The organism is Lactiplantibacillus plantarum, assembly GCF_014131735.1.
Lineage (GTDB): Bacteria > Bacillota > Bacilli > Lactobacillales > Lactobacillaceae > Lactiplantibacillus > Lactiplantibacillus plantarum.
The window spans coordinates 2,501,607-2,528,603 of the sequence record NZ_CP039121.1 but is presented as its reverse complement, the minus strand read 5'-3'; the positions used below and the strand labels follow the sequence as shown (position 1 = coordinate 2,528,603).

Below are 26,997 nucleotides of genomic sequence, written 5' to 3'. Positions count from 1 at the left end.
CACGCTAGTTGATATTATAAGATTTCGTGATTATCGATAATTAGTTTGTTCAGATGTTTTTCAACTCGTTTATCAGCTGGTGGCAGCTGCATGTAATCACCATACATCCGGGTCAAAATGGTGTCATACGCACTGGGAATCTTCACTTGGATATCTTCGAATGGAACGGTCGTTAGCTCGGTCAATTCCTGATAGGTCATAATTTCCTTTTCGTAATCGTATTGAGACGCCAGATTTTTGTAAGTTCGGGAGTCTGACTGCTCGTACAGGCGCATGTATTCCTCACGTTCCAGCTTATAGCGATTGACTTCAGCTAATTGCTGAGGTGTGTGTTTCGTAATCAAGTTACGCAGTGGTGTTTTGACAAAGCGGTAATTCAATTTGAGCAGGATCGCAGCGTCTGCTAATTTGTAATGTAACATCTGTGAACGACGTAAGGCTTCGTCATCTGGAATCTTATCAAACGGAAAGATGTCAACGAACACGCCTTTAAACGCATTATTGACGTTGTTGCGTTCTTCAATGTAAGTATTTACGTCTAATAGCTTCATATAACTGAGTGCATAGTCCGGATCTGAGGCACCGGTTTGTAGGAAAAATTTGTTTGGATCAAGATGGTGGTTGGCGACGGCGATAAAGCGCTGGTAGTCATGACGGCGCATTCCAATGTCGATGTCATCGTCCCACGGAATAAATCCGTGATGACGAATAGCACCGAGTAAAGAACCACCGATCAAAAAGTAATCGATATTTTCAGCCTCACAGATTGCGATGACGGTACGCATCAAGCGCAATTCAACTTGATGTAAGGGTGTCAGGGGCATGGTCTCGTCTCCTTTTTACGTAAGCGTTTCAACTACTTTCATCATACACTTTGTTGCACAAAATTGTTAGGGAGGATGCTTAACGTTGGAATTTACGGGTAATTTCATGCAAAACAGTTAAAGGCGTGTTATATTTGGTCAAAAGTTAATGAAGTGATGGTGATCGCGATGAACAGTGACGAATTAAGCAAACTTCTCAATGATTATTTTGAAGCATATCAAAATACAACCAAAATTATGATGGACTTAGTGGCTTGGCCTTTAAGTCAAAATAAACTGTCATTTGAACAATTTTTAATATTGCGGCGCATTGCCACGACTGATGAAGTGACACTCAATGATATTGCAATTCAGCGACAAGTAACGCGAAGCGCGATTTCACGGCAAGTCAAATCATTGTTAATGCAACACTATGTTTTTCAGGTGCCAGATCCGCGTGATCGGCGGCGGCTCTACTTACATTTAACAGAACGGGGACAACAAGTCGAACGGATTGTCGACCAAGCCATTACCCAGCACTTTGATCACTGGGTCAACCAGTTGGGCGCACCACAGATTGATCAAGTGCTCAAGATGATGGGGACCTTTAGCCAGCAGGTCACGGACCTCGGTGAGCCACAGTCACACCCCGTTCTACACTAGGATGTACATGGGACTAACCACTAAATTAGTATTGATGAGCAACTATTTTGGTCGCTAGTCAAAAACAGACTTCTTAGGAATTGTCACAATTCTTAAGAAGTCTGTTTTGTTACGAATACCCATTGAATAAAAACACTTGTACTAAAGTAGGGTCGTTTCATAGAAAGTAAGCACTCAAATGGGCGTACTTGCTTCACTGTGATACGTGTAGCGCTCAATGCTTGAAGAAGTTATGGTAAACCCCTTCGCAAGCTTCAAGAAACATCCCAATAGCCATTAAGTACATGGCTAACATGTTCTGCATTGTGAAGACCAAGTAGAGTAGGACGGCGTAGAGGATTAAAAAGAAGATTGCCGTAATTTTGGAACCAGCCATTTAAATCACACCTTTGTATGGAGAATCGTGACGCGTTGTTTGCCTGAGGGTCGTGAGGACCAAGAGCGGTTTTAAGGCAATGAACACGCTTTATCAATTTCATTCTACCGCAGGCTCATTAAAATTGAAAATCGCAATTAAATAGATTCAAAATTATTTAGCGTTCGGTTATTGCTTTTAAATAAACAAAATGATACGATTAAATACGTTAAAAGAACGCTAAAACACGAACGTTTACAATTGTGCAATTGTAATTTAGGCGAATATTTGGAGGGAATCATGAATAAAATTGCGGCATATTTTAATTTTTCAGAATTGAAAACGTCAATGCGAACCGAAGTGCTGGCTGGCTTGACCACGTTTGTTTCGATGGCATACATCCTATTTGTTAATCCGAGCGTCCTCGGGGCTTCGGGGATGGATAAGGGCGCCGTCTTCACCGCGACGGCCTTAGCGTCAGCGTTAGGCTGTTTATTGATGGGGTTAGTTGCTAAGTACCCGATAGCAATTGCACCAGGATTAGGCGTTAACGCGTTCTTTACTTATTCCGTAGTTATCGGAATGGGCATTAAATGGCAAACTGCTCTGGCTGGGGTGTTCGTTGCAGCCGTGATTTTTATCTTGATTACGATTTTTAAGCTCCGGGAAATGATTATTGATGCGATTCCGCGGGATATGAAGTTAGCAATTTCGGCGGGGATCGGGTTCTTCATTGCTTTTATTGGTCTTCATGGTGGTGGCTTAATTGTTGCCAACAAATCAACGGTTGTTGGTCTGGGATCATTGACAGTTGGAACGACCTGGTTAACTATTTTTGGATTGATCGTCACGTTGATTTTGATGAGTCGCAAAGTTCCCGGTGGGATTTTTATCGGGATGGTTTTAACCTCCATTTTAGGGCTAGCAACTGGCTTGATTAAGATGCCATCCACAATTGTTTCGGCAGCACCTTCGTTGAAACCAACGTTTGGTGTGGCGCTTGGTCATATTGGTGATATTAATTCGTTACAATTGATTATTGTTGTTTTGACGTTCTTATTAGTGACATTCTTCGATACGGCCGGAACGCTAGTTGGATTGGCAGAACAGGCTGGATTCATGAAAAATAATAAAATGCCGCGGGTTGGTAAAGCGTTGATGGCCGATTCAACTTCGATGTTAGTTGGGTCAGTGTTGGGAACCTCACCAACTTCAGCTTATGTTGAATCTTCGGCCGGAATTGCGGTCGGTGGTCGCTCTGGGATGAGTGCAGTTGTTACAGGTGCGCTATTCATTCTTGGATTATTTTTCTCACCGTTATTAAACGTCGTGACGGATCAAGTTACTGCACCTGCATTGATTATTGTGGGTGTGTTGATGGCAGAATCTTTAAAACAGATCAGTTGGGAACGGTTTGAAATTGCCGTACCCGCATTTCTAACTGTTATCGGGATGCCGTTGACTTATAGTATTTCTGATGGGATTGCTTTAGGCTTCATTGCATACGTCATTACGATGGTCGCAACTAAGCATGCCAAGGAAGTTCATCCATTAATGTACGTGCTGTTCTTCATCTTCATTATCTTCTTGTGGATATTAAATGTCTGACAGTTAAAGGTGGTCAGCTCGACGTTATTGGCTAGTTACAGATAATTTAAATGACTTAATTCTAAACGGACTACTGACGCACATGACGTTGGTAGTCTTTTTTTTGACGCGAAATAGGCTAAAACTTGATGAGCGTCAAGTTGGTTTGCTTTGGAGGTGACTATACTAGAGTCATTCAAGTGATAGAAGGGGGAGGTGAAGCAATCAGAAAGTTAGGATAAACATTGAAATGTAAGCGCCGTCATCAAAAACTATCTTGAAACTAGCTCATGAGCAGTCAATCGGCCGAGATTTGCTAAGCGGGGCAAGCGTAACGAGTGGGGATGTACCCGTACCAATTCGATTTAATAAGACAAATACACAATTAGTACGGTGGTTAAGGTGGTATACCGGTGTCGAAAATAATACAAAATATAAAAATACAAAAAAATACGTTTTTTTTTAAAAAATTAAAAACGCTCCAAAGCCCGTCGTTAACGCTTGTAAACCATAGAAAGTTTCGCAAAATTTCTAATGATAGATAAAATCTATCGATAAAAGCGTTTACATTTTAAAAAATCGTGATTACAATAAAGTCGTAAAGTTGATAATTAAAATATATCAGAGGAGGACATTACTAATGGCTAAAATTAGTGGTTCAGATGCCGTATTAAAAGTAATTCAGAAGTGGGGCGTAAAACATATTTATGGTTTGCCCGGTGGGTCGTTCGATTCAACGATGAACGCCATCTATAATCAACGGGAAACGTTGAAGTACATCCAAGTACGTCACGAAGAAGCTGGTGCGATTGCCGCTTCCGCTGATTATAAGCTAACTGGAAAGATCGGCGTCTGCTTTGGTTCCGCTGGCCCTGGTGCTGTCCACTTACTGAACGGATTGTACGATGCTAAGGAAGATGGTATTCCAATGTTAGCAATCGTTGCACAAGTTCCTACTAAGCGGATGAACATGGACTTCTTCCAAGCAATGAATGAAGAACCGATTTTTGACGATGTGGCTGTTTGGAATCGGACTGCGATGACTGCTGAGAGTTTACCGATGATGACTGATGAAGCCATTCGTCAAGCGTATGCCCACAATGGTGTAGCTGTCTTAACGATCCCTAAGGACTTTGGTTGGGCTGAAATTGAAGACAACTTTGAAACGAACGCTAGCGTGCACACTGTTAACTATCCTGCACCAACCGCTGAATCAGTTGCTGATGCGGTTAAATTAATCAAAGCTGCTAAGTCACCAATGATTTACTTTGGCGTTGGCGCTAAGGACGCGGCTGAAGAATTAAAAGCTGCTTCTGAAAAGTTTAAGATGCCACTTGTCTCTTCAGTATTAGCGAAGGGGATCATTGAAGACGATTATCCCGCTTACTTAGGTTCCACGGGACGAGTCGCACCTAAGCCGGGTGCCGAGATTGGCTTTAGTACGGATCTAATCCTCTGGGTCGGTAACAATGTCCCATTTAGTATCTTCTTATTTAATAAGAAGGCTAAGGTCATTCAAATCGATATTGATAGTGAAAAATTTGGTAAGCGCCACCATACGAACGTTGCTATTCAGGCGGATGCGAAAAAAGCTTTAGCGGCGATCAATGCAGCTGGTGAAGCGCGCGATGATTCAGCCTTTTATGACGCTGCGGTTGCTGATAAAAAGAACTGGGACAAATGGCAAGCCAGCTTCAACGATAGCACTGAATCACCAGTTCGCCCCGAACCAATCTTTGATGTCTTGAACCAAGAAGCTAGTGACAAAGCTGTTTGGGCTATCGATGTCGGCAATGTTAATATTAACTTTGAACGCTTGATCCGAATGCACGATGACCAGAAATGGGCAACTTCTGGGATTTATGCAACAATGGGCTTTGGGGTTCCTGCTGCACTGGCTGCTAAAGTCAACTACCCAGATCGGGACGTCTACAGTTTGAGCGGTGACGGCGCTTTCGCAATGCTGTCAGAAGAAATCTTGGCACAAGTTAAGTATAACTTGCACATTATCAACATTGTCTTCAGTAATGAGACCTTAGGCTTTATTGAAGCTGAACAGACTGATGATAGCCATCAACCACTCTCTGGTGTCGATTTGCCAGATACTGATTGGGCCAAGGTTGGCGAAGGCTATGGTGCCGTTGGTTATACCGTTCGGACCAAGGCTGAATTCAAGCAAGCCCTTGAAGACGCTAAGAAGACGGATAAGCCAGTTGTCATTGATGTGAAGTTAACGCATGCAATGCCATTTACAACGGAACATATGTATCTCGATGACGCATGGCAAGATAAAGACAAGATTGCTGAATTTGTCAAGAAGTATGATGCTCAAGCGTTGAAGCCGTTCAGCTACTTCTTAAAACAAGCTCAAACAAACTAATTTGGATAGATAATTAACGAAAGAGGACGCGATTATCGCGGCTCTTTTGGTACATAGTATTAAGTGTCGCTTGCCATTGTGGCGGTGACAACATACCAAGCTGTAGAGAACACTACGTGAACGTTCGGGAGGTCGCACAGATGCAAGTAATCAATTTAGATGCCCATCGATTAAAGATGCTGGCACCACAACCGCCACTGGTATTAGCTTTAGGTTTCTTTGATGGTGTGCATCAGGGCCACCAACGCGTGATTCAAACAGCGAAACGAATTGCGAAGCAGCGTGATTTACCACTCGCTGTGATGACGTTCAATCGACACGCGTCACAACTGTTTAAGTCCCAGACCACTTTTCGGTATCTGAATACCGTCGCGCAAAAAAGCCAACATATGGCGGCGCTACAGGTGGACCGACTATATATTACGGATTTTAACCACCAATTTGCTGGCTTGACACCGACTGCGTTTATTAAGGATTACCTTGTCGGGTTGAATGCGCAAGTCGTTGTGGCGGGGTTTGACTATACGTTCGGGCAGGGTGGCGCAAATGGGATGCGCGAACTCGCGGAATTGGGCGCCCCGTACTTTGAAACGGTCACGGTGGATCGCTTGGCTAATCAGCAGCTTAAAGTCAGTTCTACTCGGATCCGGGGGCTGATTGCTCGGGGGCAGATTGAACAAGCTAATGATTTATTGGGGTACACTTACGCGACACAGGCGACATTCGATCCGTTGACTAGAACGATCCAACTTGCAAATCGGCAACAGCAGTTACCAGCGGCCGGTGATTATCGTTGTTGGTTAGTTAGCGCTAATTATCGACAGGCAGTCATTCTGCGAGTCACCACGACATTAAAAATTATTTCGCCATACCAGTTGCCACCGGAAACCACGGTATTAGATGTGGACGTTCAGTGGCAGCAGCGTGCTTTGCAAGTGGTCAGTTCTGTCTCAGCCCAGCATCAACAATCACAATATAGTAAAGCTTAATGTAGACCACCCTGATCTGTTTGATGGGGTGGTTTTTGATTGTCGTTAAGTCGGTAAGTTATTCGTGCTAGACCGTTAGCGATATTTGATAAAACTGAGTATCGGGTGTGTGCTTGATCCTATTTTTCTAGTCCATAGATAGTTTCACATGAAATAATCGGATAAACACAAAATTGGCGCTGAATGGTGCCCCGTTTTGTGTACTTGTAATTTCACTTACGAAAAGTAAGCATATTAATTGCATTTATAATTGAAAGCGATTTATAATACGTTTGTTAAATGAATTGAACCAAGCAGACAAATTGGTTCTAAGTCGAAGGGATGAATAGTGATGACAAAGATGATTGCAGGACAAGCTTTAGTTAAGGTTTTAGAGGCGTGGGGTGTGGACCACATCTACGGGATTCCCGGCGGTTCAATCAATCATACCGTTGAAGGTTTGTACCTTGAAAAGGCCGATATTGATTATATTCAAGTACGGCATGAAGAAGTGGGGGCCTTAGCAGCCTCGGCAGATGCCAAGTTTACGGGCAAAATCGGCGTTTCATTTGGTTCTGCGGGTCCTGGTGCAACGCACTTATTCAACGGTTTGTATGATGCCAAGATGGATCACGTTCCTGTATTAGCACTTGTCGGACAGGTACCACAAGCGACGATGAACACGAATTACTTCCAAGAAATGGATGAGACCCCAATGTTTAGTGACGTGGCGGTATATAACCGCACTGTCACGACGGCCGGACAATTACCATATGTCATTAACCAAGCGATTCGTGAAGCATACCGGCAAAAGGGACCGGCAGTCGTTATCATTCCTGAAAATCTCTCAGCGGAAGAAATCGATTATCAGCCGGTATCGACGCCTAACACCGTTTCAGATACGTTTGAACAACGGGTCGATCCTCAGGCCATTACGGCAACGTTAAAGATGCTAAAAGCAGCTAAGCATCCATTAGTTTACGCTGGTCGGGGTCTTCTTGGTGCTAAGGCAGACCTGGTCAAGTTTAGTGAACAATTCAATATTCCAGTCATGAATACGGTCCCGGCGACGGGGGTTATTCCAACGAGCCACCCGAATGCAATTGGCACGTTTGGCCGGTTGGGTTCCAAATCGGGGTTCGAAGCACTCCAACACGCTGATTTGATTTTGTTCCTGGGATCTGAATTTCCATTTGCTAGTTTTTGGCCTAAGGGGATTAAGATTATTCAGGTCAACAATAACAGTTTTGATATCGGCAAGATGGTCCCAATCGATTACGCCGTCATCAGTGACGCCCAAGCTTATTTGCAAGCGATGATTGCAACTGGCGAAACGTTACCTGAAACAGCGTGGTTAACGACTAACCGGCAAAATAAACGTAATTGGGATAAGTGGCTCCAACAATTGGCTGCTGACGACCATGATGGACTAGCGCCGGAAGCGGTCATGCACAAAGTTGCTAGTATGGTCGGCCCTCGTGATACCTACGGGGTCGACACCGGTAACGTCTCCGAATGGGCTGTCCGGGGGCTCCCAATGGATCAGGAGCAACGCTTTGCCTTATCTGGCCTCTTCGCAACCATGGGATTTGGACTACCTGCTGGGATGGCTGGTGCCTTAAGTGTTCCAGACAGCCAAGCGTGGAGTTTCTCAGGCGATGGTGGCTTTGCGATGGTAGCGCCAGATATTATCACGGAAGCACGTTACGGCTTGCCCGTTATTAACGTGATTTTCAGTAATCAACGGTTTGGTTTCATCTATCGTGAGCAAGTTGATACGAAGCAACACTTGTATGGTGTTGATCTAACGGATGCCGACTGGGCCAAAGTTGCAGATGGCCTTGGTGGGATTGGTTTTACTGTTCAAAATAATCAAGAGGTCGAAACCGTCTTTGACCAAATCAAGGCGCTCCAAGCGAAGGGCAACAAGCGGCCAATCGTTGTGAACGCGGTCATCAAGAATGATGATCCAATTGGCACAGCTTACATGCCACTAGATCCTGAATTATATGGTCAAGCAGAAGTTGACGCTTATGCCAAAGCCAACCACATTGATATTAAGGAACAGCCATCATTAGGCGCCGTACTACGAGCACAGGGTGATCAGCTATAGTTAAAGCCTGAAGGGCTAGTTAGACCACTGGGCAAAGCTTCAGTTAACCTAATATTATTAAAAAGCCGCCAGTATCGGGTATGACCTGATACTGGCGGCTTCTTAATTGTTCAGTTAGGATTTATTTTTGATTAAAGCTGCCATCTTCCACGTCACGAATGAATTGTTTCAAATGGTCAAAGTAGACGGGGGCGTTGTCGATCATGTGGTGATGACCACCATTTGGCGTCGTTACTAAGCGTGAGTTAGGAATATCACGAGCCATGCGGCGGGCCGAAGCTAATGGCATTGTTTCGTGTTCACCGAAAGTTAACAGGGTCGGCACTTTAATGTTGTGAATCTGATCGCGAATATCCCATTCCTTTAACTTCCCAGTGATAACGAATTCATTATCCCCTTGAAAGGCGTTGTATACAGGAGTGGCAGTGGTGTTGATCAAATGGCGAATTGAAGTGGGTTGTTTGCGGTCAACATAGCCAGCGTTCAGAACGTCCACGTACTTCTGATATTGGGGATCATTCCAGTTGCCTTCCGCTTCCTTTTGCTTCATGTAAGCAACAGCGTCAGCCGGTAGGGCTTCTTCACGACACTTGTTAACGTTGACAACGTATTCCTCAATGTTATCGACCATACTTGAAATAATGGCGCCTTTTAAGTGTTGACCATACTTGAGCGCGTACATCATTGTGAGGGCACCGCCCCAAGACTGACCAATCAAGTAGAAGTTATCGAGTCCTAGTTTTTGTCGGACTTCTTCAACTTCATCTAAGAAGTAGTCGTAGGTGAGATATTTCTTAGCAATTTCAGGATCTGAGTAGTCGGGTTGATCCGAATACCAGGATCCTAATTGGTCGTACATTGAAACTTGGACGCCTAAATCTGCCAGTTCCTCACCAAAGTTTTCCCAATATTCGTGATTGCCACCAGGGCCACCGTGTAGACATAATAATTGAATGTCGCCTTTGCCCTGAGTATTCGTCCATAAATGGTAGCCATTATCCAGCGTGATGATTGTCGTTCCTTGTTTCAAATGATCACCTAATTTCTTCATATTTTAATTGTTATCTTACCACTGTTAACTAAGCAGGGTCAAAGAGACTAGGCAATCATAAAGAATTGCATTAAGTAGATAATTGGTAAGGTCGTGTTCACTAATTAACTGAATCAGTACGTTAACGTCATAGTAGCTGAGTATGGGAGGGGACTTCGGTCGAAACGATATAAAAATAATAATTAGAACGGGCCGTTTAGTTTGAATTTGGTTTATACTAGTTATTATGCTGGTCGGTACGACTGATAGACCAAGTTTCAGTCGTATTGTGACCGATTGTACACAATTGATTTGACAAGCGGTTACATTTTCAGCGATAATAAGTAAACTGCTCAGCACAGAAAGATGTAATATTACATTCTTTAAATTCAATTGCGGTTAGTTAACCAATATGAAATAATGGGTTAACTAATTAGAGATGGGTGAGATTGATATGGCAAATCAAGTCGCAGTTTTACGCTTGTTAATCCAAGCGGCGCCCGCGTACTGTTCGGGTGACTGGTTGGCACAACGACTTGCAATCAGTCGAACGGCTATTTGGAAATTAGTGCAAGGATTGCAAGCGGCGGGCCATACTATTGAGAGCCGGCATGGGCGAGGTTATCGGTATGTGGCCAATAATCAATTGAGTGCGCCGGTGATTGAATACGCGCTTACAGCGTTACCACCGTTTGATTTGACCGTGCTACCAACGGTTGATTCAACGAATGCCTATTTACGGCGGTTAGTCACGCAGACGCCTTTAGCACTTCCGAAAATCGTGGTTGCGGATACGCAAACTGCTGGTTACGGTCGGTCGGGGCGGGCATTTTATTCGCCAGCACAGACTGGAATTTACATGAGCATTGGGTTACCACTCAGTGACCAGAAGGCGTTAGACGCTGGTTTGTTGACAACGAGTACTGCGGTAGTCGTTGCTCAGACGCTGCAACAGCTGTTTGCGGTTGACGTTTCATTAAAGTGGGTCAATGATGTGTTAGTCAATCATCACAAGGTGGTTGGTATCTTATCAGAAGGCATCACTAGTCTCGAAACGGGGCAAATTTCAGCAGTCATTATTGGAATTGGCATTAACTTAACAACGACAGCTTTTCCAGCGCTACTAGCGCACAAAGCGGGCGCAGTCGTTGCCAATCCAAATGGTGTGACGCGCAATCAAGTGATTTGTGAGCTACTGCGGCGCTTTTTCAATAGCTATGGGACTTATCGTAGTGGGACTTTCATGGACGCTTATCGGAAACTCTCCATGGTGATCGATCAACAGGTCGAGTTGAAGAGCGGAACGCAAAAGTATCGTGGAGTTGTCACGGATATTGATGCACACGGGGCGTTAGTCGTCAAATTAGAGACTGGTCAGAGTCGTCATTTTAGTTCTGGTGAGATTACTAAGGTGAACCTCTTGTCCGGTGGTTATCATGGCTAGCAAGTTTGTAAAATCAATTTATCAAGTTACCGAACGAATCGCGTCAATCTTTTAAAATGATTTCTGATTCAATGTTTTACTGGTTCATACTGTTGTATAGTAGAAGTTAGTCACAAGTAGTGCTAATCAATTTCAATTTGATTAATTGAGCTGTTTGGTACGTCGAATCAACCTTAAATTGTTGATAACATAGGAATGATAACGGATGGATTAATAGACTCACGTTTGATTTATTTATATTGTAATTAAGTTCGGGGTTATATGTGTTTAATCAGCATAATGAATAAAGTGGTTAATAAAAATAATTAATGAAGTTTAAATAATGCTGGTCAATGCGGTCATTTACATATTATAGTAAAGGTACCGAAGCACTGGTGGGTTAGTTAATATTTGTAGAGACAATTCAAGGGGTAATAGGAATATGAATGAAAATTTGCGGAGCGTAAATATGAGCCGAACAATGAGTCGGATGAATCGACACCGGATGAATCCAAGACGTTATATCACCGGATTTGATGGTATCCGGACATTGGCGGTGCTGGGTGTCATCATCTATCACTTGATGCCGGCCTCACTACAAGGAGGTTACTTGGGAGTTCCGATCTTCTTCGTCGTTTCAGGTTATTTGATTACGGATATTTTATTACAAGATATTTTGAGTCGGGGGCATGTCCGGATATGGCGGTTTCTCGGACACCGGATGCGGCGGCTATATCCAGCATTCGTGACGATGTTGTTAGGGACAACAGCCTACATTACGCTGTTTCAACGGTCATTATTGACGAACATTCGGGCTACTGTATTAACGAATTTAGTCTACGTCTATAATTGGTTTGAAATCAATCACGGTCAAAGTTATTTTGACCGTTTCAATGGTGAATCACCGTTCACTCATTTATGGTCGCTCTCAATTGAAGGACAATATTACTTATTCTGGCCATTAGTGATTGGTATCTTGATGGTCATCTTCAAGAAGCGTTCACGGGTCTTCTGGTTTATGATGATTGCTGCGGGTATTTCAGCGATAACCATGGCAATGTTGTATGATCCAGCGAATACGAATCGGGTGTACTACGGAACTGATACGCGGATGTTTGCAATCTTGTTAGGTTCTGGCCTTGCGTTTATCTGGCCATCACGGGAATTATCGGCGGACATTGCTAATGTTAATCGAGTGACACTGGATATCTTAGGCGGTGCTTCGCTAATTGCAATTATTTGGATGTTTTTCCAGATGTCCGGTCAATCTGATTTCACTTATCGTGGCGGTATGTTACTATTCACAGTCCTATCAACAGTGTTAGTTGCAACGGTGGCCCACCCGGCTAGTCATCTCAATCGCGTCTTGACGAATCCGGTGTTTAAGTACGTTGGGCAACGTAGTTATGGGATCTATCTCTACCAGTTCCCAGTGATGATTTTCTACGAAACTAAAGTTAAAAACATTGGTGATCATTTACTCCTCAATAGTTTGATTGAAGTTGCCTTAATTTTGATCGTGACGGAATTGAGTTATCGGTTTATTGAAAATCCAATGCGGCACTATGATTACAGTCGGTTATTGGTCGACTTCAAAGATTTCCTCCGCAAACCGAAGTTTAACCGCGTGACCACTGCGATTGTCGCTTTGACCACGGTCTTATTCGTTATTACGGCGGTTGGTTTCGTTCAACAGCCAAGTAAAGCGGAAGCTAACAAGAAGACTGAATTACAAAAGACGATTGCAGCTAACTCTAAAGCGGCTGATAAGAAGAATGCGGCGGCGCTCAAACGGCAAAAAGCTGCCCAGGCAGCGGCTGCTTCAAGCAAGAAGGTTGCGACTGAAAAGATGCAGACCAAGCAGGCTGAAGCGAAGTTGAACTCGAAGCAGAAGCAGGTGGAAAAGGAATACGATTTGAAGCCACAAGTTGTTCTAGCGATGGCCAATACGGATCTGACAGCCATTGGGGATTCGGTGTTACTGGATGTTTCTTCCGATCTTCAAGATGTTATCCCGGGTACGGTGGTTCAAGGTCGCGTTGGTCGTCAAGTGACGGAAGTTCCTGGAATCATTAATTCGCTGAAGTCGCAAGGGCAATTAGCCCATAACGTCCTATTGAACATTGGGACTAACGGGACAATTACGGATGATCAAGCTGAACAAGTCGTTAAACTGATTGGTAAGGATCGTCAGATTTTCTGGGTAACGGCCCACGTCCCAACACAGAGTTGGCAAAATCAGGTCAATGCTCAAATTGCCAAGACTGCTAAGAAGCATGCGAACGTGCATGTTATCGATTGGCATGGTCGTGCGCAGAATCAAAGTGGTTGGTTTGCAGATGACAATGTTCATCCAAATACGACTGGTAATCGCCAGTTAACGAATTTGATTGCGAACCGCATTGCCGAAGTTAATAACAATTAAAGATGAGTTCCAGCTTACGTTGATGGTAAGCTGGAACTTTTTTTGGCTAGTTCAGGACAGGTGGTGGTGTCCGACCTGGTCATGATAAGTGGCTGTTTAAGTTGAAGGTACACAAAAGGCCCACCAGTTAACGGTTGTGTGGTTAGTTGGTAGGCCATAATTAGTTAGTCTGTTATTTTTTTCATTGGGACGTGTAAGCGAATATCGTTCAAGTTAAGTGAGTACTGTAGGTCTTGATTGCCACGAATCGTCATCTTCATATCAGTTGCGTAAATGACTAGTCCGAGTTGATGCCCCTTCAGCAAGTGGTGGAACAGCGGTTGGAGATCCACAGAAAAGTCATAAAAGACATTTGGCTGAATCGCTTCTGCGTGCCATGGGTGGTGGCGGTTCTGTAAGTTAAGATGCCCCTTAGTAATCATCTTGAACGGCGTCTCACCCGCTAACTTGAAGTCCTTCAAATCATCTTCGCGCCAGTGGTAACCTAGATCAAGCGCTTTTGCAGCCAGCATTTGTGGGCTGACAGTCAAACGGCGCGCGGCCCCGAAGTCAATCAGCATAAAGCTCAACATGCCGAAATTCTTATTAACGGCGACAGAGCCCGCAACGTGCGGAATACCCACTAATAATTGATCCTCAGGTGCCTGCCAAGACTTGAACAAGAGGCGGTAATCATAGAGCGGATTTAACTTATCCTCTTGCAAGAGGTCGCGCTGCCAACTATCCAAATGATGCTTATAGTGGTCGAATAATTTGTCAGGCAATTTATCAGTAAAATGAGCGGCGCGTTGGTCAACTGTATGGTCAGCAGGAACTAATTCTTTGTACTGAACCTTAAAATCTAAAGCGTCGGTTGTGTCTTGCCACCAATTGTCATAGCCGTGCCAAGTTTGGGCTTGCGTGTTGTCTTGTACCAAGACGTTAGGCAAGAGTGTCTCCGCATGATTATCTAAACCATATAATTTATGGCTTAGCCACAAGTTCATCATGTCGGTGAAATCGAGCGATTGTAAGTTATTGATATAAATATGTTGTCCCTGGTGCAAAATGAGCTTTTTAGTAACGGGAACTGCCTGTAATTTATCCCATAAATTAGCTACGTTGCGGGGCTTAACGTTCCAGTCGTTGAGCCCGTGAACCATGATGATGTCCGCCTTAATTTTGTCAACGTTCTTGAGATAATTGCGTTCATCCCAGAAACGGTTATAGTTACCGCTTGCTCGGTCTTGGTCGGCAGTCAGTTCTGCCAGTTTCTGATCAAACGCGGGTTGGATCTGGTGAGCGTCACCGGCTTTTAAGCTTCGTGAGAAGACCTCAGCGGCGAGAACATCGGTGTCTTCGCCCTGGAACGTATCGGGAGCGACAACCAGGCCATTATCTCGATAATAGTCGTACCAGCTTGAGATGGCGGCCTCGGAAATAATCGTCTTAAGGCCAGCCACGCCCGTCGTAGCAGCGGCAGTTGCGAGGGTACCGAGGTAAGACCGGCCAGTCATAGCAACGGCGCCGTTGCACCACCAAGCTTTGATAGCGATATTGCCATCACGATTGGTGAAGGCTTGGCGTTTGCCAGTCAACCATTCAATAATTGCAACTGTTGAGGTCGTTTCATCAACGTCACCGGTAGGGGCTAGCCCATCCGAGTCGATCGAACCGATTCCAGCTGCATAGACGACAGCAAAACCGCGCGCTAGAAAGTAATCATTGAGCGTGTAGGACTTTTCTCGGCTGAAAGTCTCCTCTGCTGTATCGGTCGTCGTGGTCGCGGTTCGAGCGGCTGGTAGTTGCGCCGTTGTTGGCTGGAACTCAACATCCGCATAGGTATTTTCGTCCGGTTCCTTTGCAGTCAGGGGAACGTCTACGTTGTGCATTTGAGCATCGCCAGCTTGGTCGTTGATGCCCTGATTATAAGGACTAGCGGTATAGAGAACGGGAACTTTTAAGCCGGTTTCGGTCTCAGCTGGCCGAAGGATTTCAACTTTGAGCAGGTCCCGTTGGCCGTCGTGGTCAGTATCTAAAGGCGCTTCAACGTAGACGACGTCACGAATGAGCGCGTTGGTATCAAAGACGGCTTGGGCCTTACCATTGAAGAAGAGTGGCTTTTGATCGTTAGGTAATTGGTAAAATGGTACAAAGTAACCCCGGGTCGTGAGTGATTCAATCAAGGTTTGTCCATTATTCCCACGTGTATTTAATAATAGGTACCAAGCATAATAGAGGGCTTCACGATCAAAGGCGCTATCACCGACCATTGGCAAGTGAATATCGCGCATCGCCAGCAATGGATCGGCCAATTCAAAATCTTGACCAGGTAGAAAACCCAGTAGCTGAAGTCCCACGTTATAAAAGACTTGATTGTTTACGATAGTTGCATCGGCGAGCCATTCTGATAAAGTGTGCTGGCTGGTTGCCATGATGTTATTAAACTTGTGGGTCAAGCCGCTTGCCGTGTGAACTTCTGGTAAGCTTTTAGCCAGCAATGCCTGGTAGACGGCTGGAACAGTCGTCAGGGCGTCCATATCAGGCGTAATAAAATGAATTTTTGTAAGTTCGGCAATCGCGGTTTCCGAATCAGTCGGGACGATTGCAAATTGATTATTTTTCATAAGTAAATTCCCCATTAAGTATTATTAGAAATATTATACCGCTAATTAGTCGAGAACCAATGCTTCTTACTGACAAGTTTATAATGTTGTGGTAGGTTAATTGCAAAGTGAACTATCGAATGGAGGAACTAAGATTGAGTGATTTTCCAATTTTATATACGACCCAAGCAGTTAATGAAGACGGCATCGAAGGACACGCCTATATTCCCAATGGTCTTGAGGTGGCCGTATCTAGTCCACTTAAGGCGGTGCCGGGCTCGAATCCGGAACAATTAATCGGATTGGCGCTCAGTACATGCCTTAACGCGACGCTGGAGGCAATCGAAAAGGAGCACGGCCAGACACATCAGAGCAAAGTCGTGACTACGGTGAAGATGTCGCGTGACCGTTTTGGGTACCAATTTTTCCTAGATGCTCGGGTCACGATTCCGGAAGTGGATGCTGAAACGGCAGCACGGTGGCTCGCGATTGCGGAAACGCGTTGTCCCGTTGCCAAGCTCGTTGGGCCATCAGCCAACGTGACGATTCAATTGGCTTAACCGTTGTGATATGGCCGCAGTAATCATTAATCGTAGTTTGTAAAAATGTCAGGGGATTGATTAAAACGTGGTTCGAGTTGGCAGCGATTAAAACTGCCAATTCGAACCACGTTGGTGTTAATGATGACTGCGAATTTGCTTGAAAAGTTGGCGTAAGCTTGGGTGCTGACAGTGATGATTAGTAACCGCTGACTGAACTTTATCGACCTGTTGTAGGGCAAGTTGCTTCGTTTTTTCGCGTTCGATTTTGAGCTGCTTGCTTAGTGCTCGCGATTTCCAAAAGCCGTTGATGCCGACGACAACTGGAATAATGTGTAATAAGGTTGTGGCGGGAATGAGCCAGGGATGCTTACTGAATAGTTGAACGACCTGGGTATGATGCTCATGAAGGTCGTCATGGATCGTTTTAGGTGTTAACATGATTAAACCACGCTCCTTAATTAAGTATCATTATCATACCTTAAAATGTAATCGTTGTCATCGTTAGCTGGCTGACAATAGTTAAAGCGCCCATCTCAAGTTGATTGATCACTTGAGATGGGCGCTTTTAGTTAGTACAAATCTAGATTGTTACTCATCAGCTTTATTCATGCGACTATGCCGAATGCCATAGCCAAAGTAAATGATGAGACCAAGGAGGAACCAGACTAGGGATGCCAGCCAAGTTTCCATGGATAGCTGGGTCATCATGAACAGGCACAGCAAGCCAGAAATAATTGGGAGAACCGGGTAAAGTGGCACGCGGAAGCCCTTGATCGCGTTGAGCTTGGGATTACGCCGTAGTAGCAAAATTCCAAAAGAAACGAAGGCGAAGGCAATTAATGTCCCGATATTAACCAAGTTTGCCAATTGGTCTAACGGAATGAGACCAGCAAGAATTGAAATCACGATTGTAACCGTCAACATGGCGTTTTTAGGGGCGTGGTGCTTATCGATTTTACCTAAGAAACGTGGGAGTAAGCCGTCACGGCCGATTGAATATAATAGCCGTGAGCTACTGTAGATCATCGTAACCATCATTGTGAACATGCCGGCGAGGGCACCAATCGAGATAATACCGGCAACGAAGTTTTGATGGACGAGTTGTAAAGCGAACGCCACTGCATCGTCAACGTTCAACTGTTTGTACGAAACCATCCCGGTCAGCACTCCTGAAACGAGAATGTAGAAGATGGTACAGATGACTAGGGTCCCAATGATTCCAATTGGCATGTTGCGCTTGGCATTTTTAACTTCGGCTGCCGACGAAGACACAGCATCAAACCCTAAGTAAGCGAAGAAGACGACCGCGGCGCCCTTGAGAATTCCCGTCCCACCAAATGGGGCAAAGGGTGTCCAGTTACTTGGTTTAACATAAAATGAACCGACTAATAAGAACAATACAATGATTGCTAATTTTACGACCACAATAATATTGTTTAATCGAATCGACGTTTTTAGGCCGGTATCGATAATCCAAGCAATCAGACAGACAATCAGAATTGCGATCACGTTGATATAGGTCCCGTGGGCGGGGTCAAACGAACCGGTGATGGCTTTCGGTAACTTGAGGCCAAAACCAGCAATGAATGAATTAAAGTACGCGGCCCACCCAACGGCAACGGTCGCAACGGCTAGGACGTATTCGAGTACCAGAGCCCAACCAATGATCCAACCAATCATTTCGCCATAGACAATGTTTCCGTATGAATACGCGGAACCGGCGATTGGGAGCACCGAAGCAAACTCGGCGTAACACATTGCGGCGACGGCACACACAATGGCAGCCAAAACGAAAGATAAAATAATCCCGGGTCCCGCTTTTGTTGCGGCAACCGTTCCGGGTAGGATGAAAATCCCGGTCCCAATGACGGCACCAATCCCAAGTGCAATCAGATCGACTGCGGAGAGGGTTCGTTCAAAATGACTATCTTTTTGTAAATAGCGCTCCAAATCTTCTTTTTGGAAAATGCGCTGGAAAATCCCCATAACATGGACCACCTTTTTGGTTATTTGTAACAGTTAGTTGTCATTATCGACAAATCGTCATGTCAATATGATACCGTGGTTGATTATTAAAAGTCAATTAGAATCAGCCTTTTATTATTAATAACTCAATGGGATACGGAGCAAGATAGCTGGTTAATCATCATAGAAGCTGGTGACATTGCGACTGTCGAGGCAATGTTCGTGCTGACAATAGATTTGATGACGATAACGCGTAACCAGTCATGGTGGGGATTTAAAAAGCGTTGTGATGGCCGAATTACTAGTCATCACTTAAGCCGGCGGTAACGGTGCTAAGCTGAAGAGAAACGGGTCTGAATATGCGGTTGGGTAGCTGTTACTATTGTTATTTATAAGTTGATACTTTGTTATAACGAACGGTAGTCAAAGAATACACACGGATAATACATTAAACTGTTAATTGGATTCGCCAAAGCTTATAATATTGTTATCAATAGAAATTTAATTTTAGAATGGTGGGATTAGGATGGGAGCGGCGATTGATATTACCGGTCAGCACTTCGGACGCTTAATAGCTGTTCACCGAGCGGGCCGGGCCAAGAATGGTAATGCGCTCTGGTTTTGTCAGTGTCAGTGTGGCCGGACGTGCGTGGTGGATTCCTACGTTTTGCGGCACGGCAAGACGCGTAGTTGTGGCTGTCTAGCCGTGGAACAGAGTCGGCAAAATATTTTTAATAATCCGCAAGCAGTTTCGCATATGGGGGACCCGCGCAATTTGAAGATTCGTGATCACCATACAGATGTGAGTTCAATCAAGAAGTCGAAGCGTAACACGAGTGGGGTCGTGGGCGTGAGCTATGACAAACAGTCAGGTTCCTGGGTTGCGCACTTCTACTACAAAGGAACGTACATATTAAACAAACATTTTGCGCATTTTGAAGATGCGGTTCGGGCCCGGCACGCTATGGAACAGCAATATTTAACGTCATCTGATAACTGAAACTGTCGGATGCCCACGTTAGGATTCACTAGCAAATTGTAGGCTAGCTAATATTGTGGATAATATTTGAAGGAACTGAAGTCGGTTAAGTGTCGAAGGGCTTCGACGTAATGTGTGCTTAGTCTGATGAGGATGGATGATAAATTTTAATGAGTTGAACAACGGGACTGGCAATCCGCTGCTCAACTTTTTGAGTCGGCACTAATCAAGCTTAATGATGACAATACCGTTGCGGTTTGCAGTGAGGAGTAATCAATGCTTATTTGAGTGGTTGATTTAACCTTTCTTTTGAAGCGAAGAGGTTACAGTCAGTCGGAGTTCTGATAGAATAAGCATTACACGAGATAAGAGGGGGTAGCAAGATTGTCAACAATGTTAGTGGCGGAAGATTTATCCGCAGTCGGTGGAATCTCACTTAGTTCAGCGTTGCCCGTATTAACGGCGATGCAGTATGACGTGGCAGCACTGCCGACCAGCTTATTATCGACACATACTAGCGGGTACGGGACACCAGCCGTTGTCGACTTATCGACGTGGCTGCCGCAGGTCTTTGCGCATTGGACCCGTGCACAACTGCATTTTGATCAAGCCCTGATCGGCTACGTTGGTTCGGTCGCACTGTGCCAACAAATAACTACTTACTTAGAACAACAAACGCTGTCGCTATTAGTTGTTGACCCAGTACTCGGCGATCTCGGTCAACTCTATCAGGGCTTTGATCAGGACTATGTCGCGGCAATGCGTCAGCTTATTCAACAGGCGGATGTGATTTTGCCAAACACGACGGAGGCCGCATTGCTAACGGGAGCGCCCTATCAAGTGACGCCAGATTTAGAAGTTATTTTGCCAGCACTGCAAGCACAGTTGAAAACTGGTGCCCACGCAGTCATTACGGATGTCCAACGTGCTGATCAGATTGGCTGTGCCTGGTTGGATGAAGCTGGGCACGTGCAATACTGTGGTGCGCGACGTTTGCCGGGGCATTATAATGGTACCGGTGATACTTTAGCTGCTGTAATCGCGGGACTGTTGGGCCGGGGTTACCCGTTAGCACCAACGCTGGCGCGCGCTAATCAGTGGTTGAATATGGCGGTAGCAGAAACGATTGCACAAAATCGAACGGATGACCGGCAAGGGGTCGCACTGGGGGACTTGCTCCAGGCAATTTTAGCCCTCAATTGATGATGGAACATGTTATACTAGAGCATAATTCATAATTAGGAAGGTGCGACTTCATGAGTACAGAAGTAGCTAGTGGTGCGGTCGTCTATCAACAAAAAGATGGTCATCCCGCTTATTTATTATTACAGAGTGCGACCAGTGATTTTTGGGGCTTTCCGAAGGGGCACGTTGAAGGCAATGAAACGTTAGCTGAGGCGGCGCGACGTGAAATCCGTGAGGAAACTCAAATTGAAGCGACACTCGATACCAATTTTAAGGCGTATACCGAATATGACTTACCGAATGGTAATTTGAAGCAAGTCACACTGTTTGTCAGTGAAGTCCCAAGTGGTGTCGTAGTGACGCGGCAGCAAGTTGAAATCAGTGCAATTGGCTGGTTTGATTATGCTGCTGCCCGTGAACGATTGACTTACGATAATTTAAAGCAAATGTTAGATCAGGCTAACACCTACATTGAGCAGCATCTACAATAATACTGACTGTAAAAAAATTACTGGTGCCGTCGCATAAACGGTACCAGTAATTTTTAAACAATATTTTTAGATTGGCTTAGGCCTGGGTTTGTAAGTTTGCAACTGCATCTTCGATTGTTACGCCTTCAGCGAACAATTCTGGATGAAGTTTGTCAGTTGCGACAAACATTTGGCGTTGCGTATCTAAGACAATGCTGAACCAGCTATTTGTTTTTTGAAATTGCATATGACAAAACTCCCTTCTGAAAATTGTTGGTTTGCTACGAGATGCGTGAATCATCTATTTGAACCTTATAGGTACGTTACTATACTCGGTTTACCGAGCTAACGCAAATGAAAAGCTTTACATGAATTAAAAAATGGAGGTTTATCAACTTTGACAACGAAACGGATCTTTGTGATCACGGGACCAACGGGGAGTGGTAAGACCACTGTCAGTCATTACTTGCGGTCACAATACCAAATTCCTCAGGTGATTACTCATACGACCCGGGCTCCCCGGGAAGGTGAAGTCAGTGGGCGCGACTATTATTTTGAAACTCCGGCGAGTTTTGTCACGAAACATTATTTAGAACACGTGACCTATAGTGGTAATCAATACGGTTCTTCACGAGAAGGACTAGCGGCAGCCTGGGAACGGTCACCACTGATTAGTATCGTCTTAGATACGGCGGGGGCTATTACCTATGCGCGGGAGTTGGGCGAACAAGCGGTGGTGATTTATCTCGAGGTTGCTGATCAAGAGGCGCTAATTCAGCGTTTGACCAAGCGAGGAGATCTTCCTAGCCGGATAAAAAAGCGAGTTGCTAGTGATGAGTATTTGCGGGACCAGGCTTTGCCAGTAGGATTAGTGGGGCATGCACATGTTATCGTGAATGATGATTGGCAGGCGACGCGGCGCCAACTAGATGAGCTGGTCACTGAATATTGTCAGCATGATGTTGTGACGAAAGATTAGCGCTGACGTATAGACGGTCAACGTAATTCACTTTTACACTTGAGTATGCTAAACTAAATAGTAATGATTATGATTTAGTGAAGTCCTGGTCAGTAGGAGGCAGCAACATTATGGAAACACCAATTGAACAAGCCGTCGCAATTTTACGTCGCAATCAGTTTAAAATTACGAAGCAACGGCAGGCATTATTAGATTATCTGGTGACCTATCAGGACCACTATGTGGCAATTTCGGCCGTTGATGAGCACATGCGGACCTTATTTGCAGGAATGAGTCACAATACCATTTATCGCAATATTAAAGAGTTTGAAACGTTAGGATTATTGGAATTGAAGGCCCAGGCTAATCAAACCCTGGTTAAATATCAATGTGATTTCAAGCATCAACACCATCACCATTTTGTTTGTTCAAACTGTGGTAAGGTGACGGAACTGCAAGCGTGTCCGTTAGACGAGTATGAAGCACAATTACCGGGTTGTACGATTACGGGTCACCGCATCGAGATTTACGGTCTATGTGCCAATTGCACGAAAAAGCAGGCAATTAATAGCTGACGGGGAGTCGGCTTTTTTGTTGGCCTTGTTTGAGTAAAGAGTTTCTTAATTTGTGATAGAATTAGTGCATTCCGAACACGAGCATGGTTTAATTATAGATTAGAAAGAATAACGGCAAAGCCTCAGAAGGGAATGACATCGATGGCTTATCGAACACCACCATTTATTTCACCATTTGCAATTGTTTCAATTGTCCTTGCACTGGGGGCAACTAACGTGGTCGTTAATAAGACAACCCATACTGTCAATGGCGCCAAGGCCACTAGCAGTGTGGTCAAAAGTTCATCAGCTAGTTCCGCAAGTCTGAAAAAGAAAGCGGCTGATGATAGTAGCGATGAGAATAAATCCAAAGACAAATCCAGTTCAGATACATCTAATGATGAACAGAATAGTAGTTCCAGTAGTAGTACTGACGAGAATGATACGGACAGCAGCAGTGCTAATAAGACCAGTAGTTCATCAAGTTCAGCTGATGATACGAGTTCTAGTGCCACTAATAGTAGTACGACTGATAACAATAGTTCAACGACTGATACGAGTGACGATGATGAAAGCTCTGCTGCTGAGTCATCAAGTACGACCGCGTCAAGCTCGACAACGACAACGTCACAGTCGACAACGGATACCACTACTAGCGACGGGGGCGAATAACGAATGTTTAGTATTTTAGATATGATCAACCACGCCTTGGGTTACGTTAATGTCAATGTGAAGATTAAGAACCAAATCTATATCGGCATTGGAATTGCGGGTAATTTATACCTCGGTTATGTGGCAATTCGCTTGATGCAGAATGGCGCGTGGTTACGGGGCATCTTATATATGCTCGTTTTCTTGGCGCTGATTTATTTCATTACGTTAAACGTCATTTATTATTTTACTAATAAAACTGCGAAGTATGACTTATCACCACGTATTGAAAAATTGTTGGGTGGTAAGCCTAAAGAAGCGTTAGCAGCTGAAAAACAAGCACAACAAAGTCAGCAACAACCATACATTCCTGCGAACGGTATTTTTGATGGGCAGGAATTGTTGCCCGCCACGGTGAAGACTTCACGTGCTGAACAGGAGAATGTGCATCAAATCGTTGATCAACTACAAGCGGCGAACATTGTCCGATTAGATTACGGTGGCTTAACTGATGATGCCATCATTCAGCAGGCGCAGGCAACGGGTGAACCCGTTTATGCGATTGGGCAAGGCATTCAAATTCCTTTTTCGCAGTTAAAGTTGGAGAATCACCGGCTAGTTATTTACGCCGGAATCAATCAGATGGACCAATCCCCGGTTGGGCATATTACTAAGGTCGGCTTGACCGATGTTCATGATGCGCATGAGGATTATAAGTTGTACTTGGCCTCCACGGTAATCACAGGTGGTATGAGCAAGATTGCGGGCCGAACGTCGGCTATCGAGCAACCGGGCGATTACCAGGTAACCGCGCAGGTTGCGTATGAGGGAAGAGAAGATTAAGAGTGCTTCCAAAGGCGGTTAGTTTGTGAGCATTAACGGTAAAACGGTGATCATCCTGGTTTTGGATGATGACCGTTTTATTGTTAAGCGGAGCAAACTGCCTTTGGAAGCACGTTTCGACTATAAAGCGTGAACAGGGTTAAGCGGAACTGACTGTGTCTTTTAGCACGTTTCGGCAAGCGGGAGTTAAGCGGAGCAAACTGCCTTTGGAAGCACGTTTCGGTAGCCAAATTGAATCTAAACACAAAACAACCGTTTTGAGCAGTGGCTCGAAACGGTTGTTTTGTCGGTATGGCTATTTAAAAAGCGCTAAAATGTCTAATGGTTTTTGGAAGCGGTGGGCCACTTTTTGATGGTCGGCGTTAGGGTCCATTCCCCAGACTGCCAGTCCAAAATCAACGTTAGCGGCCTGGGCAGTTTGTTCGTCACTGACGGAATCCCCGATGAAGAGTGCGTTTTGTGGCGCAACGTTGACTTTTTCGAGGGCTGTGAGTAGGGGGAGGGGATCTGGTTTGCGCTTAGGCGTATCGTCCGCACTGATTGTGACAGCCATCCGCATCATGAATGGATACGAGCGCATCCCACTTTCTAATTCGTTTCGTCGTTGGGAAGTCACGATTCCAAGTCTTAGTTCAGACGGCAACTGTTCAAAGAGGCTGGTAATGCCTGGATAAAGTTCAATCTGATCATAATGGCTGGCCATGACATCTTCGTATTGGGCCTGAAAGTGGTCAAACTCACTGGCTGCAATCCCCAATTCAGTCATTGCTTGTTCAGCGGCCATGGGAAAAGTCTTCTGCGCTTGGGCAGGACTAAATGGTTTGCCATAAGTAGCAAGTACCTCACGCATAACCGTCGTGTAAGCTGGTTGGCTATTAGTCAGCGTGCCGTCAATATCAAACATTAATGCTTGGTAAGTCATATAATCGTTCCTTCCAAAGTAGATTTAACTCCAGTATAGCAAATTCGTCCTTGACAGTGGTTAGGACAACCATTATAGTTAGATTAACAATTGATGAGGAGCTAATGATATGTCATTACCGTTAAATTCATTAAAATCTAGAACTAGCTTTTACTTTTGGTATTTTCGCTAGTGTTTGTGCCGGCTGCAGAGGTGCAAACACGAATCCGATGTTTGCATCGATGCGGTTGCCAAGAGTATTTTGTGATTTGACGGCGCCCATGGATGTTTGAAAATTCCAAGGGTGGCTAATAAGTTTGTTTCTGCGTGGTGGCGCACCCTTTGGAATTTCAAGGGGTGCGCTTTTTTGACCCTAGTCCAGTCCGCTTCCACCAACAAGATCAGCCAAACTTGGGAGGAATCTTTATGTCAATTAATTCAGAAACACTTGTTAACCATATGAATCATGAAATTGCGGCGATTCAGCCGTCTGATATTTTGGCGTTCAACGCTGAAATCGCAAATATTCCGGGTATCGTGCGTTTGACCCTCGGTGAACCGGATTTTAATACACCTGAGCACGTGAAACAAGCTGCAATCGAAAGCATTGAAGCGGATGAAAGCCACTATGCACCCTCGAACGGAACGTTGGCCTTGCGGACGGCTGCCGCTGAATTCTTGGCCGCTAAGTATGATGTCCATTATGATCCTGCTAGCGAAGTGATTATCACAGCTGGTGCGACCGGGGGCATTTATACAGCGTTGACTTCAATCCTTAATCCTGGGGATGAGGTCCTGATTCCAACCCCAATTTTTCCATTGTACATCGCAATCGTTAAATTATCTGGGGCAACACCAGTCTTCATGGATACCTCGGACAATGGCTTCGTGTTATCGCCTGACCAGTTACAAACGACGTTAGCAGCCCACCCCAAGACGAAAGCGGTGGTCCTTAACTTTCCTTCAAATCCAACCGGTGTGACTTACCGGCATGATGATCTGAAAGCCCTGGCCGCAGTGTTAGCTAATCAACCAATTTTTGTTTTGTCTGATGAAATTTATAGCGAATTGACGTATGGTGAGCCTCATGAATCGATTGCAAATTACTTACCAACACAAACTATTTTGCTTAACGGCGTCTCAAAGTCGCACGCGATGACGGGCTGGCGAATCGGCATCATGTGTGCGCCGAAAGCTATCACAGCACAACTGGGTAAGATTCACCAATTCACAGTGACTTCAACGACGACCAATGCTCAAGCAGCTGCGACGGAAGCATTGAAAAATGGGTTAGATGATGCCCAAGTAATGAAACGTGAGTACCAAGAACGGCGCGATTATTTGTATGATGCACTTAATGACCTTGGGTTCCAATCAGCTAAGCCAGAAGGGGCCTTCTATCTCTTCAGTAAGATTCCAGCCGGGTTGCCACAAAATAGTATGGCTTTTTGCCGTGAACTAGCCCATGAAGCACGTGTCGCTCTGATTCCAGGTAGCTCATTCGGCCCGGGTGGTGAAGGCTATGTTCGAATTAGTTATGCCGCTTCGATGGCCGATCTTAAGACGGCGGTCACGCGGCTCAGGACGTACGTTGCCAGCAAGAAGCAGGGGGCTTAA

The 26,997-nt window shown here is 44.9% G+C and carries 24 protein-coding genes; 16 read left to right on the top strand and 8 right to left on the bottom strand.

Annotated features, from left to right (window positions below; all coding sequences use genetic code 11):
- Window positions 1-14: 14 nt before the first annotated feature.
- Window positions 15-824: a LicD family protein gene (locus E5260_RS11970; protein WP_003641097.1), complete on the bottom strand. Its 810-nt coding sequence runs from the start codon at window positions 822-824 to the stop codon at window positions 15-17.
- Window positions 825-992: 168 nt separating this feature from the next.
- On the opposite strand from E5260_RS11970, the gene E5260_RS11965 reads away from it, so the two are divergent.
- Window positions 993-1,466, top strand: a complete 474-nt coding sequence (locus E5260_RS11965) for a MarR family winged helix-turn-helix transcriptional regulator (protein ID WP_003644000.1) — start codon at window positions 993-995, stop codon at window positions 1,464-1,466.
- A 214-nt stretch (window positions 1,467-1,680) separates the two neighbouring features.
- Here the strand turns inward: E5260_RS11965 and E5260_RS11960 are convergent, their stop codons facing one another.
- Window positions 1,681-1,842, bottom strand: a complete 162-nt coding sequence (locus E5260_RS11960; protein ID WP_003641099.1) for a hypothetical protein — start codon at window positions 1,840-1,842, stop codon at window positions 1,681-1,683.
- A 279-nt stretch (window positions 1,843-2,121) separates the two neighbouring features.
- Here E5260_RS11960 and E5260_RS11955 point away from each other — a divergent pair, with 279 nt between their 5' ends.
- The 4 genes from E5260_RS11955 to E5260_RS11940 all read left to right on the top strand — a co-directional run bounded on the left by E5260_RS11955 (window position 2,122) and on the right by E5260_RS11940 (window position 8,869).
- Window positions 2,122-3,429 carry an NCS2 family permease gene (locus E5260_RS11955; protein WP_003644001.1) on the top strand — a complete coding sequence of 436 codons (1,308 nt, stop codon included), beginning with the start codon at window positions 2,122-2,124 and terminating at the stop codon, window positions 3,427-3,429.
- 619 nt (window positions 3,430-4,048) lie between these two features.
- Window positions 4,049-5,788: a pyruvate oxidase gene (gene spxB / locus E5260_RS11950; RefSeq protein WP_003641101.1), complete on the top strand. Its 1,740-nt coding sequence runs from the start codon at window positions 4,049-4,051 to the stop codon at window positions 5,786-5,788.
- A 140-nt stretch (window positions 5,789-5,928) separates the two neighbouring features.
- Window positions 5,929-6,777: an FAD synthetase family protein gene (locus E5260_RS11945; protein ID WP_003644002.1), complete on the top strand. Its 849-nt coding sequence runs from the start codon at window positions 5,929-5,931 to the stop codon at window positions 6,775-6,777.
- A gap of 331 nt (window positions 6,778-7,108) precedes the next feature.
- On the top strand, window positions 7,109-8,869 hold the full coding sequence (locus E5260_RS11940; protein ID WP_003641103.1) for a thiamine pyrophosphate-binding protein: 1,761 nt from the start codon (window positions 7,109-7,111) through the stop codon (window positions 8,867-8,869).
- A gap of 121 nt (window positions 8,870-8,990) precedes the next feature.
- Here the strand turns inward: E5260_RS11940 and E5260_RS11935 are convergent, their stop codons facing one another.
- A complete protein-coding gene (locus E5260_RS11935; protein WP_003644004.1) occupies window positions 8,991-9,899 on the bottom strand; it encodes a proline-specific peptidase family protein in 909 nt (302 codons plus the stop codon).
- Between the two features lie 454 nt (window positions 9,900-10,353).
- Between E5260_RS11935 and E5260_RS11930 the strand changes: the two genes are divergently transcribed.
- Together E5260_RS11930 and E5260_RS11925 are read left to right on the top strand one after the other, a co-directional pair.
- Window positions 10,354-11,343, top strand: coding sequence for a biotin--[acetyl-CoA-carboxylase] ligase (locus E5260_RS11930; RefSeq protein ID WP_003644005.1), 990 nt, complete (start codon window positions 10,354-10,356; stop codon window positions 11,341-11,343).
- 421 nt (window positions 11,344-11,764) lie between these two features.
- Window positions 11,765-13,747 (top strand): acyltransferase family protein, encoded by a 1,983-nt coding sequence (locus tag E5260_RS11925; RefSeq protein WP_024002947.1) that lies wholly within the window; start codon window positions 11,765-11,767, stop codon window positions 13,745-13,747.
- Between the two features lie 164 nt (window positions 13,748-13,911).
- Here E5260_RS11925 and E5260_RS11920 read toward each other — a convergent pair whose 3' ends face one another.
- Window positions 13,912-16,353 (bottom strand): Xaa-Pro dipeptidyl-peptidase, encoded by a 2,442-nt coding sequence (locus tag E5260_RS11920; protein ID WP_022637908.1) that lies wholly within the window; start codon window positions 16,351-16,353, stop codon window positions 13,912-13,914.
- Window positions 16,354-16,472: 119 nt separating this feature from the next.
- On the opposite strand from E5260_RS11920, the gene E5260_RS11915 reads away from it, so the two are divergent.
- On the top strand, window positions 16,473-16,892 hold the full coding sequence (locus tag E5260_RS11915) for an OsmC family protein (RefSeq protein WP_003641108.1): 420 nt from the start codon (window positions 16,473-16,475) through the stop codon (window positions 16,890-16,892).
- Window positions 16,893-17,009: 117 nt separating this feature from the next.
- Here the strand turns inward: E5260_RS11915 and E5260_RS11910 are convergent, their stop codons facing one another.
- Both E5260_RS11910 and E5260_RS11905 read right to left on the bottom strand, forming a co-directional pair.
- Window positions 17,010-17,312 carry a hypothetical protein gene (locus E5260_RS11910; RefSeq protein WP_003641109.1) on the bottom strand — a complete coding sequence of 101 codons (303 nt, stop codon included), beginning with the start codon at window positions 17,310-17,312 and terminating at the stop codon, window positions 17,010-17,012.
- Between the two features lie 150 nt (window positions 17,313-17,462).
- The gene (locus E5260_RS11905) at window positions 17,463-18,860 is read right to left on the bottom strand and encodes an amino acid permease (RefSeq protein WP_003641110.1); all 1,398 of its coding nucleotides are present in this window, start codon (window positions 18,858-18,860) and stop codon (window positions 17,463-17,465) included.
- Window positions 18,861-19,365: 505 nt separating this feature from the next.
- Here E5260_RS11905 and E5260_RS11900 point away from each other — a divergent pair.
- From E5260_RS11900 to E5260_RS11890, 3 genes are all read left to right on the top strand, one after another.
- On the top strand, window positions 19,366-19,839 hold the full coding sequence (locus tag E5260_RS11900) for an AP2 domain-containing protein (protein ID WP_003641111.1): 474 nt from the start codon (window positions 19,366-19,368) through the stop codon (window positions 19,837-19,839).
- A gap of 363 nt (window positions 19,840-20,202) precedes the next feature.
- The gene (locus E5260_RS11895; RefSeq protein WP_003641112.1) at window positions 20,203-21,021 is read left to right on the top strand and encodes a PfkB family carbohydrate kinase; all 819 of its coding nucleotides are present in this window, start codon (window positions 20,203-20,205) and stop codon (window positions 21,019-21,021) included.
- A gap of 53 nt (window positions 21,022-21,074) precedes the next feature.
- Window positions 21,075-21,494 carry a bis(5'-nucleosyl)-tetraphosphatase gene (locus E5260_RS11890; RefSeq protein ID WP_003641113.1) on the top strand — a complete coding sequence of 140 codons (420 nt, stop codon included), beginning with the start codon at window positions 21,075-21,077 and terminating at the stop codon, window positions 21,492-21,494.
- A gap of 76 nt (window positions 21,495-21,570) precedes the next feature.
- Here the strand turns inward: E5260_RS11890 and E5260_RS11885 are convergent, their stop codons facing one another.
- A complete protein-coding gene (locus E5260_RS11885) occupies window positions 21,571-21,720 on the bottom strand; it encodes a hypothetical protein (protein WP_003641114.1) in 150 nt (49 codons plus the stop codon).
- Window positions 21,721-21,870: 150 nt separating this feature from the next.
- Here E5260_RS11885 and E5260_RS11880 point away from each other — a divergent pair, with 150 nt between their 5' ends.
- From E5260_RS11880 to E5260_RS11865, 4 genes are all read left to right on the top strand, one after another.
- A complete protein-coding gene (locus tag E5260_RS11880) occupies window positions 21,871-22,452 on the top strand; it encodes a guanylate kinase (protein WP_003641115.1) in 582 nt (193 codons plus the stop codon).
- Window positions 22,453-22,562: 110 nt separating this feature from the next.
- On the top strand, window positions 22,563-23,006 hold the full coding sequence (locus tag E5260_RS11875; protein ID WP_003641116.1) for a Fur family transcriptional regulator: 444 nt from the start codon (window positions 22,563-22,565) through the stop codon (window positions 23,004-23,006).
- 141 nt (window positions 23,007-23,147) lie between these two features.
- Window positions 23,148-23,657 carry a hypothetical protein gene (locus tag E5260_RS11870; protein ID WP_003641117.1) on the top strand — a complete coding sequence of 170 codons (510 nt, stop codon included), beginning with the start codon at window positions 23,148-23,150 and terminating at the stop codon, window positions 23,655-23,657.
- A 3-nt stretch (window positions 23,658-23,660) separates the two neighbouring features.
- Window positions 23,661-24,479, top strand: a complete 819-nt coding sequence (locus E5260_RS11865; RefSeq protein WP_003641118.1) for a DUF6681 family protein — start codon at window positions 23,661-23,663, stop codon at window positions 24,477-24,479.
- Between the two features lie 295 nt (window positions 24,480-24,774).
- Here the strand turns inward: E5260_RS11865 and E5260_RS11860 are convergent, their stop codons facing one another.
- Complete coding sequence (locus E5260_RS11860) at window positions 24,775-25,401, bottom strand: HAD family hydrolase (RefSeq protein WP_003641119.1); 627 nt, start codon at window positions 25,399-25,401, stop codon at window positions 24,775-24,777.
- Between the two features lie 405 nt (window positions 25,402-25,806).
- Between E5260_RS11860 and E5260_RS11855 the strand changes: the two genes are divergently transcribed.
- Window positions 25,807-26,997: an aminotransferase class I/II-fold pyridoxal phosphate-dependent enzyme gene (locus E5260_RS11855; protein WP_025015639.1), complete on the top strand. Its 1,191-nt coding sequence runs from the start codon at window positions 25,807-25,809 to the stop codon at window positions 26,995-26,997.

Excerpts from the sequence above, each read along its gene's own strand:
- E5260_RS11955 (WP_003644001.1), top strand. The coding sequence starts at position 2,122 with ATGAATAAAATTGCGGCATATTTTAATTTTTCAGAATTGAAAACGTCA.
- E5260_RS11940 (WP_003641103.1), top strand. The coding sequence starts at position 7,109 with ATGACAAAGATGATTGCAGGACAAGCTTTAGTTAAGGTTTTAGAGGCG.
- E5260_RS11885 (WP_003641114.1), bottom strand. The coding sequence starts at position 21,720 with ATGCAATTTCAAAAAACAAATAGCTGGTTCAGCATTGTCTTAGATACG.
- E5260_RS11865 (WP_003641118.1), top strand. The coding sequence starts at position 23,661 with ATGTTTAGTATTTTAGATATGATCAACCACGCCTTGGGTTACGTTAAT.
- E5260_RS11860 (WP_003641119.1), bottom strand. The coding sequence starts at position 25,401 with ATGACTTACCAAGCATTAATGTTTGATATTGACGGCACGCTGACTAAT.
- E5260_RS11965 (WP_003644000.1), top strand. The coding sequence starts at position 993 with ATGAACAGTGACGAATTAAGCAAACTTCTCAATGATTATTTTGAAGCA.
- spxB (WP_003641101.1), top strand. The coding sequence starts at position 4,049 with ATGGCTAAAATTAGTGGTTCAGATGCCGTATTAAAAGTAATTCAGAAG.
- E5260_RS11890 (WP_003641113.1), top strand. The coding sequence starts at position 21,075 with ATGAGTACAGAAGTAGCTAGTGGTGCGGTCGTCTATCAACAAAAAGAT.
- E5260_RS11960 (WP_003641099.1), bottom strand. The coding sequence starts at position 1,842 with ATGGCTGGTTCCAAAATTACGGCAATCTTCTTTTTAATCCTCTACGCC.
- E5260_RS11910 (WP_003641109.1), bottom strand. The coding sequence starts at position 17,312 with ATGTTAACACCTAAAACGATCCATGACGACCTTCATGAGCATCATACC.
- E5260_RS11905 (WP_003641110.1), bottom strand. The coding sequence starts at position 18,860 with ATGGGGATTTTCCAGCGCATTTTCCAAAAAGAAGATTTGGAGCGCTAT.
- E5260_RS11870 (WP_003641117.1), top strand. The coding sequence starts at position 23,148 with ATGGCTTATCGAACACCACCATTTATTTCACCATTTGCAATTGTTTCA.
- E5260_RS11915 (WP_003641108.1), top strand. The coding sequence starts at position 16,473 with ATGGAGGAACTAAGATTGAGTGATTTTCCAATTTTATATACGACCCAA.
- E5260_RS11900 (WP_003641111.1), top strand. The coding sequence starts at position 19,366 with ATGGGAGCGGCGATTGATATTACCGGTCAGCACTTCGGACGCTTAATA.
- E5260_RS11930 (WP_003644005.1), top strand. The coding sequence starts at position 10,354 with ATGGCAAATCAAGTCGCAGTTTTACGCTTGTTAATCCAAGCGGCGCCC.
- E5260_RS11920 (WP_022637908.1), bottom strand. The coding sequence starts at position 16,353 with ATGAAAAATAATCAATTTGCAATCGTCCCGACTGATTCGGAAACCGCG.
- E5260_RS11875 (WP_003641116.1), top strand. The coding sequence starts at position 22,563 with ATGGAAACACCAATTGAACAAGCCGTCGCAATTTTACGTCGCAATCAG.
- E5260_RS11970 (WP_003641097.1), bottom strand. The coding sequence starts at position 824 with ATGCCCCTGACACCCTTACATCAAGTTGAATTGCGCTTGATGCGTACC.
- E5260_RS11855 (WP_025015639.1), top strand. The coding sequence starts at position 25,807 with ATGTCAATTAATTCAGAAACACTTGTTAACCATATGAATCATGAAATT.
- E5260_RS11925 (WP_024002947.1), top strand. The coding sequence starts at position 11,765 with ATGAATGAAAATTTGCGGAGCGTAAATATGAGCCGAACAATGAGTCGG.
- E5260_RS11945 (WP_003644002.1), top strand. The coding sequence starts at position 5,929 with ATGCAAGTAATCAATTTAGATGCCCATCGATTAAAGATGCTGGCACCA.